The organism is Actinoplanes sichuanensis, assembly GCF_033097365.1.
GTDB classification, from domain to species: Bacteria; Actinomycetota; Actinomycetes; order Mycobacteriales; family Micromonosporaceae; genus Actinoplanes; species Actinoplanes sichuanensis.
Genome location: NZ_AP028461.1, coordinates 10570702 through 10586792 on the forward strand (window position 1 = coordinate 10570702; position 16091 = coordinate 10586792).

6 protein-coding genes and 1 pseudogene are annotated in these 16091 nt (G+C 70.4%); 5 read left to right on the forward strand and 2 right to left on the reverse strand.

The genetic code is table 11. From position 1 onward, the window contains the following. Nucleotides 1-45 precede the first annotated feature (45 nt). The 4 genes and pseudogenes from Q0Z83_RS48745 to Q0Z83_RS48760 all read left to right on the forward strand — a co-directional run. A complete protein-coding gene (locus Q0Z83_RS48745) occupies nucleotides 46-1251 on the forward strand; it encodes an FAD-dependent oxidoreductase (protein ID WP_317790395.1) in 1206 nt (401 codons plus the stop codon). 185 nt (nucleotides 1252-1436) lie between these two features. Continuing rightward, a complete protein-coding gene (locus Q0Z83_RS48750; protein WP_317790396.1) occupies nucleotides 1437-3110 on the forward strand; it encodes an acyl-CoA mutase large subunit family protein in 1674 nt (557 codons plus the stop codon). Between the two features lie 153 nt (nucleotides 3111-3263). Next, the gene (locus Q0Z83_RS48755) at nucleotides 3264-4229 is read left to right on the forward strand and encodes a tetratricopeptide repeat protein (protein ID WP_317790397.1); all 966 of its coding nucleotides are present in this window, start codon (nucleotides 3264-3266) and stop codon (nucleotides 4227-4229) included. Nucleotides 4230-4258: 29 nt separating this feature from the next. Beyond that, a pseudogene (locus tag Q0Z83_RS48760) lies at nucleotides 4259-5162 on the forward strand (arginase family protein); the annotation flags it as partial. 2084 nt (nucleotides 5163-7246) lie between these two features. Here the strand turns inward: Q0Z83_RS48760 and Q0Z83_RS48765 are convergent. Next, nucleotides 7247-9154 (reverse strand): penicillin-binding transpeptidase domain-containing protein, encoded by a 1908-nt coding sequence (locus tag Q0Z83_RS48765; RefSeq protein WP_317790398.1) that lies wholly within the window; start codon nucleotides 9152-9154, stop codon nucleotides 7247-7249. Nucleotides 9155-9320: 166 nt separating this feature from the next. Here Q0Z83_RS48765 and Q0Z83_RS48770 point away from each other — a divergent pair, with 166 nt between their 5' ends. Further along, the gene (locus Q0Z83_RS48770; protein ID WP_317790399.1) at nucleotides 9321-14195 is read left to right on the forward strand and encodes an NAD-glutamate dehydrogenase; all 4875 of its coding nucleotides are present in this window, start codon (nucleotides 9321-9323) and stop codon (nucleotides 14193-14195) included. 311 nt (nucleotides 14196-14506) lie between these two features. Here Q0Z83_RS48770 and Q0Z83_RS48775 read toward each other — a convergent pair whose 3' ends face one another. After that, on the reverse strand, nucleotides 14507-16003 hold the full coding sequence (locus Q0Z83_RS48775) for a glycoside hydrolase family 3 N-terminal domain-containing protein (RefSeq protein WP_317790400.1): 1497 nt from the start codon (nucleotides 16001-16003) through the stop codon (nucleotides 14507-14509). Nucleotides 16004-16091 lie beyond the last annotated feature (88 nt).

The following is a 16091-nucleotide window of genomic DNA, read 5'->3' on the forward strand; positions in this document are numbered from 1 at the left end:
GCTTAGGGGTTGACGGTTCATAGTCATCTCATCAATAGTTATTTTATGACTAAAGCAGAGCAGGACGTCATCGTCATCGGTGGCGGCATCGCCGGGACCGCCGCCGCCATCGCCCTCAAGCTCGCCGGCCGCACCCCGGTGATCCACGAGGCCCACCGGCCGGGTGCGGCCGAGCGTGGCGTCTTCCTGACCATCGCGGTGAACGGGGTGAACGCGCTGCGGGCCCTCGGCGCGGACCCGGCGGTCGTGCTGGCCACCGGGTTCGCCACGCCCCGGCTCGCGCTGCGCCGCGCCTCCGGCCGGCTACTGGCCGAGTTGCCGCTCGGCGGCCCGGAGCCGGACGGGACGGTCACCACCACGATCCGGCGCGCCGACCTCTACGCGGCGCTGCGGGCCGAGGCCGAACGGCGGGGCGTCGAGATCGTGTACGGCCACCGACTCACCACCGCCCGCTCCGGGCCGCACGGCGTCACCGCGGAGTTCACCAACGGCCGCTCGGTCACCGGAGAGCTGCTGGTCGGTGCGGACGGGCTGAACTCGCGTACCCGTACCGCCCTGGATCCGTCCTCGCCCGCGCCGCACTTCCTCGGCCTCCTCGACACCGGCGGTTTCACCGACGCACCGGTCGATCCCGCGTCGGTCCCGCCGCCCGGGATCATGCAGATGTCGTTCGGTCGGAAGGCCTTCTTCGGCTGGACCGCGGGCCCGGACGGCCGGGTCTGGTGGTTCGCCAACCCACCGCGCAAGCGCCCGGTCGAGTCCGGTGAGTTCACCGCCGAAACCTGGCGCGCCCACCTGCTGGACCTGCTCGAGGGTGAGCCCGGCGCCGACCTGATCCGCGCCACCGGCGAGATCCTCGGCCCGTGGAGCACCCGCGACCTGCCCCGGGTGCCGGTCTGGCACAGCGACCGGATGGTGCTGGTCGGCGACGCGGCGCACGCGGTCGCGCCGTCGTCCGGGCAGGGCGCCTCGCAGGCGCTGGAGGACGCCGTGGTGCTCGGGCACAGCCTGCGTGCGCACCGCGATCAGGCGGCGGGGCTGACTGCCTACGAGGCCGCGCGTCGACCGCGGGTCGAGAAGGTGGTCGCGCACGGGCGGCGGACCAGCAGCACCAAGGTCGCCGGGCCGGTCGGGGCGGCGATCCGGGACGCGATGACGCCGCTGGTGATGCGGATGCTGCACCGGAAGGGGGACCCGCAGGCCTGGATCTTCGAGCACCGGGTGCCGATGCTCGCGCAGTCGTCGCGGTGAGTCGTCGGTGTCGCGGTGAGGTCGTGGGGGCCCCGGCGGCGTTGGCGGGCGCCACCGGGGCCTCTGGGGAACTGCCTGCCCTCCACTCTCGTTACCGGCGGGTCGGGCGGCAACGGGGAAAACCCTTGCGGTGAGCCGGTCCAGAGGCCTTAGCGATCGTTCAGTTCTGATCTAACATGGCAGGTATGGATGCAGCCGAGATCCACTCCGGCCGAGAGCGCTGGCAACGACGCTACGATGCGGCCCGCAAGCGGGACGCCGACTTCACCACGCTCTCCGGGGCCACGGTGGAACCGGTCTACGGGCCACCCGAGGGCATCGCCTACCCCGGCTTCGAGCGCATCGGATGGCCCGGTGAGTACCCGTTCACCAGAGGGCTGCACCCGACCGGCTACCGCGGGCGGACCTGGACCATCCGGCAGTTCGCGGGGTTCGGCAACGCCAGCCAGACCAACGAGCGCTACAAGATGATCCTGGCCGCCGGCGGTGGCGGGCTCAGCGTCGCGTTCGACATGCCCACCCTGATGGGCCGCGACTCCGACGAGCCCGAGGCGCTCGGCGAGGTCGGCCACTGCGGGGTCGCCATCGACTCGGCCGCCGACATGGACGTGCTCTTCGAGGGCATCCCGCTGCAGGACGTCACCACCAGCATGACCATCTCCGGACCCGCCGTTCCGGTCTTCTGCATGTATCTGGTGGCCGCCGAGCGGCAGGGCGCCGACCTCTCGAAACTCGACGGCACCCTGCAGACCGACATCTTCAAGGAGTACATCGCGCAGAAGGAGTGGCTGTTCGCGCCGGAGCCGCACCTGCGCCTGATCGGCGACCTGATGGAGTACTGCGCCCGGGAGATCCCCAGGTACAAGCCGCTGTCGGTCAGCGGCTACCACATCCGGGAGGCCGGCTCGACCGCCGCGCAGGAGTTGGCGTACACCCTCGCCGACGGTTTCGGCTACGTCGAACTCGGCCTGTCCCGCGGCCTCGACGTCAACACCTTCGCCCCCGGCCTGAGCTTCTTCTTCGACGCGCACGTCGACTTCTTCGAGGAGATCGCCAAGTTCCGCGCCGCTCGCCGCATCTGGGCCCGGCACCTGCGCGACGACTACGGCGCCACCAGTGAGAAAGCGCTGTGGCTGCGGTTCCACACGCAGACCGCCGGTGTCTCACTGACCGCGCAGCAGCCGGTCAACAACGTGGTCCGGACCGCGGTCGAGGCCCTGGCCGCGGTCCTCGGCGGCACCAACTCGCTGCACACCAACGCCCTCGACGAGACCCTCGCGCTGCCCACCGACGAGTCCGCCGAGATCGCCCTGCGTACCCAGCAGGTGCTGATGGAGGAGACCGGGGTCGCCAACGTGGCCGACCCGCTCGGCGGATCGTGGTATGTGGAGGCGCTCACCGACCGCATCGAGGCCGAGGCCGAGGAGATCTTCACCCGGATCCGCGAGCTCGGCCACGACGGCACCATCACCGCGGGCATCCTGCGCGGCATCGAGGACGGGTGGTTCACCTCGCACATCGCCGAGGCGGCGTTCGCGTACCAGCAGGCGCTGGAGAAGAACGCCAAGAAGGTGGTCGGGGTCAACGCGCACACCGGCACGGTCGCCAAGGACCTGGAGATCCTCCGGGTGTCCCACGAGGTCGAGCAGGTCCAGGTCCGCGACCTCACCGACCGCAAGGACAATCGCGACGGGGTACGGGTGAAAGCCGCCCTGGAACATCTGATCACGGTGGCCCGCACCGGCGAGAACATGATCCCGGCCATGCTCGACGCGGCCCGCGCCGAAGCCACCCTCGGCGAGATCTGCGGCATCCTCAAATCCGAGTGGGGCATCTACCGCGAGCCGCCGCGCTTCTGACCCGTACCCCGGTGCGATCTCGTGGGGTCGGCGGACCTCGCGGGATCGCGGCGGGCGAGGGGGTCGGAGCGCGGGAGATGTGGGGTGTGACGTCCGATATCGGCGGCCGGTGGCGGCGCGAACAGCCGTGACAGCGTGCGAGACTAGGTAACCATGAGCGACCCACGGACCACTCCGTCGATCTTCACCCGCGGCGCGGTCGATCTCAGCGCGCTGCGCCCCTCGACGTCGGCCAGACCGGCCGCGCCGAGCCGTCCCGCCGCCGCCCCGGCCTCCCCGGCCGACGGGATTCCCGGCGCCGTACCGGGCTCAGCGTCCGGTGGTGTTCCCGGCAACGTGCCCGGTGTGACGCCGGACGTGATCATCGACGTCACCGAGGCTGATTTCCAGTCCGTTCTGGAGCAGTCCCTGACCACGCCGATCCTGCTGGATTTCTGGGCCGACTGGTGCGAGCCCTGCAAGAAGCTCTCGCCGGTGCTGGAGAAGCTGGCCGTGGAGTATGGCGGCTCGTGGATCCTCGGCAAGGTCAATGTGGACCTCAATCCGCGTCTCGCGCAGGTCTTCCGGGTGCAGGGCATCCCGCAGGTGACGGCCCTGATCGGCGGGCAGCCGGTCGAGGGCTTCAGCGGTGTCCTCTCCGAGGCCCAGGTCCGGCAGTATGTCGATGCCGTCCTCAAGGCGGCCGGTGTGAGTGTGGCCGCGCCGGAGGACCCCCGTCTCGACGCCGCCGACGACGCCCTGATGGGTGGCGACCTGGACGCGGCCGAGGCGGCGTACCGGAAGATCCTCGCCGAGTCGCCCGCCGACGCGGCCGCCGAGTCCGGCCTGGCCCAGGTGGAGCTGTACCGGCGGATCGCCGGCGTCGACCCGTCGACCGCGCTGGCCAAGGCCGACGCCGACCCGGAGGACTTCGAGGCGCAGCGGCTCGCCGCCGACATCGAGGTGCTGAGCGGGCAGGCCGCCGAGGCGTACGCCCGGTTGATCGCCCTCGTCAAGAAGACGGTCGGTGACGACCGCGACGCGGTGCGCAAGCACCTTTTGTCGTTGTTCGCCGTTGCCGGGCCGGACGACCCCGCGGTCGCCGGCGCAAGACGTGCACTGGCCAGCGCACTCTTCTAAGCTGCGGCTTCACAACGAAGGGGGGCGTCGTGCGCCGCATCGCCGTTCTGGACGCACCGTCCAATCTCGGCCTGCGCCCGCCGACCGCGACGTCGGTGCCGGGCTGCGCCAAGGCGCCCGGCGCCCTCCGCGACCAGGGTCTGCTCACCAGACTCGGGGCCCGCGACGCGGGCTGTCTCACCCCGCCGCGATATGACCCGGGCGACTGGCGCCCGGGCGACGGGGTCGCCCACGCGGCCGAGATCGCGGCCTACTCCCGCGCGCTCGCCGACCGGATCGGGGCGATCATCGACGGCGGCGAGTTCCCGGTGATCCTCGGCGGCGACTGCTCGATACTGATCGGCGCGGGCATCGCCATGCACCGCCTCGGCGACGCTGTCGGCGGCCGGATCGGGCTGGTCTTCGTGGACGGCCACTCCGACTTCCGGCACCCCGGCAACGCGTCCTACGTGGGTGCCGCCGCCGGTGAGGACCTGGCCCTGGTCACCGGTCGTGGCCAGGCCGATCTGGCGGCCATCGAGTCCCGCCGGCCCTACTTCCGAGACATCGACGTGGTGGTCCTCGGCATCCGCGCCCAGGACGAGTACCGTCTCGACCTCCAGGCCGCCGGCATCGTGACCCGCCCGGTCCCCGCGCTCCGCGCCGAGGGTGCCGCCCGCAGCGCCCAGTGGGCCCGCGACCAACTCGTCGACTGCGCCGGTTACTGGGTGCACATCGACGTGGACGTGCTCGACCCGGCGGTGATGCCGGCTGTCGACGCGCCCGATCCGGGTGGCATCGCCTTCCCCGAGTTGGAACTCCTCCTCACCGGCCTCGTCGAGTCCCCGCACTGCCTGGGCGTCGAGATCACGGTCTTCGACCCGGACTACGATCCGGACGGCCGCTATGCGTCCGAGATAACGTCCGCGGTGGTCAGCGGTCTTTCGCCGGTACGGACCACGACCCCCCGCCCGGACCTGGTCGCCGCCCGCCGCGATCTCGACAAGCCCGCTTTCCGCCGTGGCTCGGGCCGTCCCGCTCCGGCGATCCCGCAGGATGATCCGGCCATCCCGGGCCGCGTCGCCGACCCGGAGGACCGGGCGGCCCGCTTGGCCCCCGTTGTGCCGGTGTCCGCTGTCCCTGCCTCGGCCGTTCCGATGTCTGCTGTTCCGGCCTCGGCTGTTCCCGTGTCTGCTGTTCCGGCCTCGGTTGTGCCTGCGTCCGCTGTTTCGGCCTCGGCTGTTCCCGTGTCCGCTGTTCCGGTGTCTGCTGTTCCGGGACCGACTGCGGCTTCCGGCGATGTGTCTCCGGCCGACTCACCGGATCCGCAGGACCACACCGACGGCGAAGATCACGAATCGGTCGAGACCGACACCGATCCGGGTCTCGCCGAACCACCCGTCACGCGGATATCGATAGAGATCCAGGGCCGCGACTTCACACCTGTCGCTGCCCCGGATCCGGTTGTTCTCCGGGACCGTCCCGAGGCCTCGGCTGCTGCCCTCGTCCGCACTCCGGGCGGCGGCCTTCCGGATCAGGTTCGGACCCCCGACAGCACCACGAATGGGGCCTTTTCGGACTCGGTCGCCGCTGCTGACCGGACCGTTCCGGAATCGGACGTGGCGGTTTCCGAGCCCGTGGCCGGCACCGATTCCGACGGCGCGGCGGGCGATCCGGATCCCGGTGGCGGCGTTCGCGACGCGGGAGCCGGGTCGGATCCGGAAGCCGAAGCCGAGTCCGCGGACGCTGTCGAGACCGCGGATGTTTCCAAGACCGCGGATGCTGCCCAGATCGGGGATGTTTCCAAGGCGGCGGATGCTGCCCAGATCGGGGATGTTTCCAAAACCGCGAATGCTGCCCAGATCGCGGATGCTTCCGAAACCGCGGATGCTTCCGAAACCGCGGAGGCTGTCGAGGCCGCGGATGTTTCCAAGACCGCGGACGGTGTCGGGATCGCGGATGCTGTCGAGGCCGCCGATGCTGCCGGCGTCTCCGGTCGTCGAGCTGAGCCGGCCGTTGCGAGCGTGGCCGCTGCCACGGATGGGGCGACCGGGCCGGTTCGGGGTGGTCTTTCCGGTTTGGCTCGGTCCGATGCCGACTTCATGCTGGCCGTGGCACTCGCCACCGGTCATGCACCGATGCCGTCGGTCGCGGCGCGTGCCACCGAGCAGCCACCGGCGGACCGCGGCGACCGGACGAATTCGGCCGTGCCGAGGCAATCCACAGGCCCTGTGGACGAGGTGTCCGCCGAGTCGGCCGACGGGGATCGCGCGGCCGAGGAGATCGCGGCGGAACCCGGTGCGGAGACCTCGAACGGTGCCCGGTCGAACCTCGTCGTTCTCGATCTTCCAGATGCCACCGATGTCCAGGACGAAACCGGATCCGACGCGCCCGCGGCCGAATCCGGTGACGCGGCGGATGCCGGCTCGGATTCCGATGTGGCCGAGTCCGATTCCGTCGGCGACGCCGAATCCGACTACGTCGGCGACGAGTCCGAGCCGGTGGCCGAGACCGCCGACGAGCCGCGACCGGAGCAGCCTCCCGCCGAACCGGAACGTGCCGAGGTGCGCCTATTGTCCAGGCCGCTCGGTTCGGCCCCGCTGCTCGATTCCGAGCCACTGCCCGCGACCCGGCCGGGGATGCTGCGTCCGCGCCCACCCGCCGACGGCGGCTTCAGCCCGCCGGCCGCAGGCCCCGGCTCGTTCCCCGGTTTCCCTCCCGGCGTCGCCTGAGCGACGCCTCTGTCGCGGCTGTTCTTGCCGGGCGTCGTCTGAGCGGCGCCTCTGTCGCGGCTGTTTCGCCGGGCGTCGTTTGAGTGGGGCCACCGTTTCGGTTCGGCCGGGCGGTTTGCCGGGCGTCGTTTGAGTGGGACCACCGTTTCGGTTCGGCCGGGCGGTTTGCCGGGCGTCGTCTGAGCGGCGCCACCGTTTCGGCCGGGCCGGTTTCGTCGGGCGCCGTCTGAGCCGGGTCTCCTCGGTGCGGTGCTCACCGTCGTCTCACGCGTCGTGAGCGGCGGTGAGCACCCCGCCGAAATCCGGCTACCGGCTGAGAGCGGTCAGGAAACGCTGCACCACCGGGACCGCGGCCTCGGAGCCGGCGCCGCCCTTCTGGACCATCACGGCGAAGGCGACATCGCCCTGATATCCGATGAACCACGAGTGGGTGTCCTCGGAGCCGGTCTGGAATTCGGCGGTTCCGGTCTTGCCGTGGACGGCGCCGCCCGGGACGTTGCGCAGCGCGGTCGCGGTGCCGCCGGTGACGACCTCACGCATCATGTCGCGGAGCGCGCCGACCGCCTCCTGGTCGAGTTGCGGGCCGGGCGGAAGCGCCGCCGCGGGCGCCGGGTCGAGGACCAGTTTGGGCTGCTGGAACTGGCCCTTGGCGACGGCCGCGGTGGCACCGGCCATGGCGAGCGGGCTGACCACGGTGCTGCCCTGGCCGAAGACGGCCGCGGCGAGTTCGGTGGCGGTGCCGCCGTCGGAGACCTGGCCGGGGTACGCGTCGACGCCGAGATCCCACTTGCCGCCGAGTCCGAGCGCGGTGGACGCCTCCTGCAATCCGGCCGAGGTCAGCTTGGGGGCGAGACCGGCGAACGCGGTGTTGCAGGACTTGGCGAAGTCCACATGGAACGCCACCTTGCCGAGCGCCTGATCGTGCGAGTTCTTGAACTCCCGCCCGTCGACTGTGACCGTTTTCGGACAGTCGACAGCCGTGTCGGCGGTAATGACGTCGCGAGCGAGTAGTCCGTACGCCGAGACCATCTTGAACGTCGACCCCGGGGGGACCTGGCCGGTGAAGGCGGTGTTGACCCCGCCCGGCTCGGGGCCGTTGGCGGAGGCCAGTACGGCGCCGTCGCTGACCCGGATGGCGACCAGCGAGCTGGGCTGCTTCTCGGCGGCGAGGGCGGCGTCGGCGGCGTTCTGCACCTTGGTGTCGAGCGTCACTTTGATCGGTTTGCCGGCGACCGGCTCGCTGGTGAAGAGCTTGGTGTCCTCAGTGGCGCCGTCGGCCGCCTCACGGGCGATCACGACGGAGAGTCCGGCCGTACCGCGCAGGGTGTCGTCGTATCTCTGCTGGAGGCCGCCGTGTCCGGTCTGATCGCCGGCCAGCAGGACACCCGGTTTGGCGGCGATGTCCTCCTCGGTGGCCGGGTCGACGGTGCCGAGCAGGGCGCGAGCGAAGGCCCGGGTGGGTGCGAGCTGCCTGGTCTCGTCCCGGAAGACGGTGCCGGGCAGTGGCCGTACCTCGGAGCGGATCTTCTGATAATCGGACTGCCGCAGGCTGATCAGGTCGAGGAAGGCGCCGGGATCGGCCTTGTCCACGCGATCCTTGAGGTCGCTCATGTCGACGTCCACATTGATCCGCCGGAACAACGTGGCCAGGTCCTGCTGGAGTTTCGGCAGGTCGGTGATCCGTTCCGGACTGACCCCGACGATCGTCACCTTCTGCGGGCCGACCAGGACCTGACCCTTGGCGTCGAGGATGCCGGCGCGGGTGGCGGCGACGCGGCGCAGCCGAAGTTTCTCGCCGGCGGCCAGGTCGGGCTGGACCACCGCGGGTTCCCAGACGACGCTCCAGCCGTCCTTGCCGGCCTTGGTGCTGCGGACCGTGCTCGGGTAACTCCATTCGACGTCGCCCGGCAGGGTCCATTTGACGGTGATCGGCGTGCTGGCGTTGTCACCGGTCTCCTCGGTGGCGCCGGCCGTGGTGACGGCGATCGGCTGCCCGGCGAGGTCTCCGTAGAGGGCGGTGAGCTGGCTCTGCACCTCGTCGGCGGCGATCTTGCCGCCGGCGGCGGTGACGAATCCGACGTCGTCGAGCTTGCCGCCGGTCCAGCCGCTGAGGAACGCCGTGACGGTGTCCTCGGCGGGGTCCGAGGAGCAGGCGGTGAGCCCGCAGGAGGCGGCGAGCAGCAGCGCGGCCAGGCCGGCGGGGGAGCGGCGCATGAGGGTCCTCTCGGTGGGTAGCTCAACGAACCGTAATAAACAGATGCCCGTTCGGCTGTCCCGCGTATCGGGCACACCGGGGGTGTGAGAGGTATGGGGGGCTGGCTCTAGGCTGTCCTCGACACGTTCGAGCCCACAGTGCCGTGGGTGAGGGGAGCGCCGGACCATGGCTGTCGCCGACGAGGCAGCGACCGATTCTGATCAGACCGCGTTGTTGAGTGACGAGGTCCCCAACGCCGAGCGGCTGGTCGCCCACGCCGTCGAGCGGGCGGGCGACGATCACAACACCGCCTCGCTGGTGAGCCGCTTCTGGCGGTTCGCCCCCGACGAGGAACTGATCGGATACACGCCCGACGAGATGTATGCGGCCGCGGTCGAGCACCGCGAGCTGGCCCGCAATCGTCTGCCCGGTGAGCTGAAGCTCGCCATCACCGAGCCGAGCGGCCCCCAGGCGCACAGCGTCCTGCGGGTCGTCACCGATGACATGCCGTTCCTGGTGGACTCGGTCATCGCCCTGCTCACCGCCCACAATCTGCAGGTCTACCTGATGGTGCACCCGCTGATCGTGGTGCGACGCGAGCCGCTCGGAGCGCTCGCCCAGCTGGAGGCGGACGTCGAGGCCGACGACGCCATCGAGGGCGACCTGGTGGAGAGCTGGATCCGGATCGAGATCGACCCGGTGCGCCGGCCGGAGGCCCGTGAGCAGCTGCTCAACGAGGTGCGACGGGTGCTCACCGACGTGCGCGACGCCGTCGAGGACTGGCCGCGGATGCGCCAGCGGGCCGTCGTCATCTCCGACGAGCTGGCCGCCGCCCGCGGTTCGGAGCGGGGCCTGCCGGTGCCCGACAAGGACGTCACCGACTCGATCGAGCTGCTGAAGTGGCTCGCCGACGACCATTTCACCTTCCTGGGCTACCGGGAGTACCGGCTGGACGACGGCGTCCTGACCGCGGTCCCGGGCACCGGTCTGGGCATCCTGCGCGGGGCCAGTAAACCGCGCCGGCTGGCCGCCGAGATGGCCGCCGAGATCTACGAGCGTGCCATGGAGCGGCGGCTCCTGGTGATCACCAAGGCCAACTCGCGCGCCACCGTGCATCGTTCGGCGTACCTCGACTACATCGGTGTGAAGCTGTTCAACGACGCCGGTGAGGTGGTCGGCGAGCGCCGGTTCCTGGGCCTGTTCTCCAGTTCGGCGTATCGGACGAGCGTCCGCCAACTGCCGGTGGTCAAGCGCAAGGTGCAGGAGGTGATGGACCGGTCCGGCCTGTCCCCCCGTGGCCACTCCGGCAAGGACCTGCTGCAGATCCTGGAGACGTACCCGCGCGACGAGCTCTTCCAGATCAAGACCGATGATCTGTACGAGGCGGTCATCGGCGTGCTCCGGATGGCCGGGCGCCGGCAGCTCCGGCTGTTCCTGCGGCGCGACGGCTACGGCCGTTTCATCTCGTGCCTGATCTACCTGCCGCGCGACCGGTTCACCACCGGCAACCGGCTGCGGATGCAGGAGATCCTGCTCCGCGAGCTGAACGGGGTGGGCGTCGACTACACCACCCGGGTCACCGAGCGGATGCTGGCGCGGGTCCACTTCATCGTGCGGACCGACCCGGCCGCCCCGCCCGGTCAGTTGGAGCCGAACGAGTTGGCCGAGCTGCTGGCCGACGCGACCCGGATGTGGGACGACGACTTCTCCCTGGTGCTGGAGCGCAAACTCGGCGACGAGCAGGCCCGCCGGCTGTTCCTGCGGTACTCGTCGGCCTACCCGGAGAGTTACAAGAACACGCATACGCCGTACGAGGGCATGCAGGACCTGGCGAAGCTGGAGCTGCTGGAGGAGCCCGGTCAGCTGTCCATGCATCTGTTCCGGCGGCGCCGACTGGGCCCGGACGGCACCCCCGAGCCGGACGAGCGCGACGTGCGATTCAAGGTGTACCGGTACGGCGAGCCGATGATGCTGTCCGCGGTGCTGCCGGTGCTGCACTCGCTGGGTGTCCGGGTCACCGACGAGCGGCCGTATGAGATCCGCCGCCCGGACGGTGTCATCTATCTGTACGACTTCGGCCTGCTGCCGCCGGCCGGCCACCGCGAGCTGGCCGAGGTCCGCCCGCAGGTGGAGAACGCGTTCGCGGCCGCCTGGCGGGGTGAGGCCGAGGTGGACGGCTTCAACGAGCTGGTGCTGCTGGCCGGTCTGACCTGGCGGCAGGTGGTGGTGCTCCGCGCCTACGCGAAGTACCTGCGGCAGACCGGCAACGTCTTCTCCGAGCGCTACCTGGAGTCGACCTTCACCCAGTACCCGGAGATCGCCGGCCTGCTGGTGAAGCTCTTCGAGATCAGGTTCTCGCCGAGCCTGACCGTCGGCGAGAGCGAGCGGGGTCGGCTGGCGGGCGAGGTCCGCGACCGAATCACCGAGCTGCTCGACCAGGTGGAGAGCCTGGACCAGGACCGGATTCTGCGGTCCTACCTGACGCTGATCGAGGCGACCCTGCGGACCAGCTTCTTCCAGCGCGGTCCGGAGGGCCGGCCGAAGTCCTACGTGGCCTTCAAACTCGACCCGCAGGCCATTCCGGATCTGCCCCAGCCGCGGCCGAGGTTCGAGATCTTCGTGTATTCGCCTCGCTTCGAGGGTGTGCATCTGCGGTTCGGCGCCGTCGCGCGTGGTGGGTTGCGCTGGTCGGACCGGCGCGAGGACTTCCGTACCGAGGTGCTCGGCCTGGTCAAAGCCCAGATGGTGAAGAACTCGGTGATCGTCCCGGTGGGCGCCAAGGGCGGTTTCGTCCTCAAGCAGAAACCGGGCGACCGGGACGAGGCGGTGGAGTGCTACAAGCGATTCATCACCGCGCTGCTCGACGTCACCGACAACATCCTGGCCGGCAAGATCGTCCCGCCGAAGGACGTGGTCCGGCACGACGGCGACGACCCGTACCTGGTGGTGGCGGCGGACAAGGGCACCGCCACGTTCTCCGACATCGCCAACGAGATCTCGGTCGGCAAGGACTTCTGGATGGGCGACGCGTTCGCCTCCGGCGGTTCGGCCGGGTACGACCACAAGAAGATGGGCATCACCGCCCGCGGCGCGTGGGAGTCGGTCAAGAAACACTTCCGCGACCTGGGTACCGACACCCAGAGCGAGGACTTCACGGTGGTCGGCGTCGGCGACATGTCCGGCGACGTCTTCGGCAACGGCATGCTGCTGTCGCAGCACATCCGGCTGGTCGCGGCCTTCGACCACCGGCACATCTTCCTCGATCCAGATCCGACGGCATCGATTTCGTACGCGGAGCGCAAGCGCCTGTTCGACCTGCCCCGCTCCTCCTGGGACGACTACGACAAGTCCCTGATCAGCGAGGGCGGCGGCGTCTACCCGCGGTCGGCCAAGTCGATCCCGGTCAGCCCGCAGGTCCGGGAACGGCTGCAACTGGGCGAGGCCACGGTGGTCAGCCCGGGCGACCTGATGCGAGCCATCCTCAAAGCACCGGTCGACCTGTTCTTCAACGGCGGTATCGGCACCTATGTGAAGGCGGCGTCCGAGTCACACGCCGAGGTCGGTGACAAGGGCAACGACGCGATCCGGGTGAACGGCGCCGACCTGCGGGTCAAGGTGGTCGGCGAGGGCGGCAACCTGGGTCTGACCCAGCGTGGGCGGATCGAGTTCGCCCGTACCGGTGGCCGGGTCTTCACCGACTTCATCGACAACTCGGCCGGCGTCGACTGCTCCGACCACGAGGTCAACATCAAGATCCTGCTCGGCGGCGCGGTCGTCGACGGCGAGATGACCATCCCGGAACGCGATGAGATGCTCGCCGCGATGACCGACGAGGTCGGCGAGATGGTGCTGCGCGACAACTACGAGCAGGCGATGGCACTCGGCAATGCCCGCTCGCAGGCGCACTCGCTGCTCCCGGTGCACCGGCGCATGCTGAACTCGCTGGAGCAGCGTGGTGAGCTGAACCGGGAACTCGAGGCCCTGCCGACGGACAAGGAGCTCGCCGTCCGCTACGAGAACGGCGAAGGGCTCAGTGCTCCCGAGTTCGCGGTGCTCCTGGCGTACGTCAAGATCAGCCTGGAGCGTGAGGTGCTCGCCGACGAGTTGGTCGACGAGGCCTGGACCAGCGAGGTTCTCTCCGAGTACTTCCCGACCCCACTGCGCGAGCGGTTCGCCGGCCGGATGGCCGGACACCGGCTGCGGCGCGAGATCATCTCGACGTCGCTGGTCAACGAGGTGGTCAACCGCGGGGGTACGTCGTTCGTCTACCGGGCCATGGAGGAGAGCGGCGCGTCCGCGGCCGACGTGATCCGGGCCTACGTGGTGATTCGCGAGGTCTACGGGCTGCCGGAGATCTGGGCGGCCGGCGAGGCGCTGGACAACGAGGTGCCGACGCCGGCGCAGACGCTGGTGTTCCTGGAGACCCGACGGCTGCTCGACCGGGCGGTGCGCTGGCTGGTCAGCACCCGCCGTTCGCCGATCGACGTGGCCGGCGAGATCACCAAGTTGCGCCCGGGTATCGCCGACCTGCTGCCGCGCCTGCCGGAGGTGCTCGTCGGCGCGGAACGGCGTTCCCTGGAGAACCGGGCCGAGGAGTTGGCCGGCAAGGGTGTGCCGGAGCATCTGGCCGCCGCGGTGGCCCGGGTGTTCTACGGCTTCGGCCTGCTGGACATCCTGGAGTCGGCGTCCTCGATCGACCGGGATCCGGCCGAGGTGGCGCAGGTCTACTTCGTGCTCTCCGAGCGGTTCGGGGTGGACGCGCTGTTGTCGCACATCTCCCGGCTGCCGCGCGGTGACCGCTGGCAGACCCTGGCCCGGATGGCACTGCGCTACGACCTGTACGCGGCGTTGGCCGCACTGACCGCCGAGGTGCTCCAGTCGACCCCGTCGACCGCGGCTCCAGAGGACCGGGTGTCGGAGTGGGAGCAGGTGAACGCGGCCTCGATCGCCCGAGCGTCGAACGCGATGGGCAACGTGGAGGACACTCCGGCCGAACTGGCGGCGCTGTCGGTGCTGCTGCGCCAGATCCGAACCCTGGTCAAGACCTCGTCGGCGGCCTGATTTTCTGGCGTGCCGGACTTCAGCGGGCAGCTCCCGAAGCCCTGCCGAAGTCCGGCACACCGTCTGCGTCGCGGATCGAACTGGTCCCGAGCCGAGTTCCGCGACGTTCCCCAGACCCACCTTCTGGCCATCACGCTAGGTGACGGGGGAGCGTGGAGGAAGCGCAGCGTAGGCGGATTGCCCGTTCGGTTGGTCCGGTTCGCCCAGAAGTTTCGCCCATAACTGGACACTGGTGACACGAAGAACCCGTCCGGTAACACAAAGTGATGTCGCCCGGTTACCTGCTGGTCCCGGTTGATTCCGGCCGGTTCTCAGTGCCGTCCCAGCTGCACCGGGACGGCACTGGTGACCAGCCCGAGGGCTTCGGCCGCCGCGCGGCTGTTGGCGAGACTGGCGCCGTGCGTGATCACGAAGGCGTCCACGCCGGCCGGCCGCCACGCCGACGGCCAGCCCATCTCGACCACGCCCACCGGGCGGTCGGCGGCCAGCTTCTCGATCAGCGTCCGGGCCGCGGGCGAGTTGTGCAGGCGACGGCCGACCAGCACGATCGGCCGGTCACCGGCACGCTCCGTGATCGACTCGACGGTGGTGTCGGCGGCCACCACCTCGATCTCCTCGGCGGTCGCCAGGTGTGGCGCGAGGCCCCACGGCACCTTGCCCTCGGCGATCGAGTAGCCGGCCACGAACCGCACCACCAGCGGATTACGCAGCCGGTCGTCCGACCCTTCGAACCGGATCCCCTGCCGGGCGGCCTCGACCCCGAGTTCGGAATCGGGGCGGCGGCCGGTCCATGCGGCCGTCTCCACGGCGGGAGTGCTCCAGGCGGCGAGCGCGGCGTTTCGTTCGGCCGCGTTCTCCAGGCGGTCCAGGGCGAGACGTCCGTCGCGGGTGGCGGCGGCGATCTCGGCGGCAACCGCTTCGACGAGTTCGAGGTCGACGACCGCGCCGATGCACAGCAGGTCGGCGCCGGCGGCCAGGGCGGCCACCGCGGCCCGCGGGATGCTGCCGGCCGCACCGGACGCGCCGCGCATCTCCAGCGCGTCGGTCACGATCACGCCCCGGAACCCGAGTTCATCACGGAGCAGCCCGTTCAGCGCGGACCGGCTGAAGGTGGCCGGCCCGTCCCCGGTCAGCTGCGGCACCCGGATGTGGGCGCTCATCACCGCCTGGACCCCGGCCTCGACGGCGGCGGCGAACGGCGGCAGGTCCCGGGAGCGCAGCAGCGACAGTGGTACGTCGACGGTCGGCAGTTCGAGGTGCGAGTCGGAGACCGTGGCCCCGTGCCCGGGGAAGTGCTTGGCGCAGGCCGCGACCCCGCTGGACTGGAGGCCGGTGACGGCGGCCGCGGTGTGGCGGGCGACCAGCGCCGGATCGGCCCCGAACGAGCGGGTCCCGATGATCGGGTTGTCGTCGGCGGTGTTGACGTCGACGGTCGGCGCCAGGTCCAGGTTGATGCCGGCGGCGGCCAGATCGGCGCCGATCGCGGCGTACACCAGGCGGGTCAGTTCGAGGTTGCCGGCCGCGCCGAGAGCGGCGTTTCCGGGGTACGCGCTACCGGTCCGGTGTCCGAGCCGGGTGACGTCGCCACCCTCCTCGTCGATCGCGATCAGAACGTCCGAGCGGGCCGACCGCAGTTGGGCGGTGAGATCGGCGACCTGACCGGGATCGACCACGTTGCCCCCGAACAGGGTGTGCCCGGCCAGCCCGTCGTGCAGCAGGTCCACCGCCCACGGCGGCGCGGCGGCTCCGGCGAAGGCGGCCAGAAGAGTGCGCAGGGCCAGTCGGCGGAGGCCCGGGTCGATCGCCATGGTTTCCTTCCGATGACGCAACTCTGGCCGCGGGGGCCCGGGAGCTGCCATGATCGCTCGGAGTCGATAGCCACCTTCCGGTCCGGCA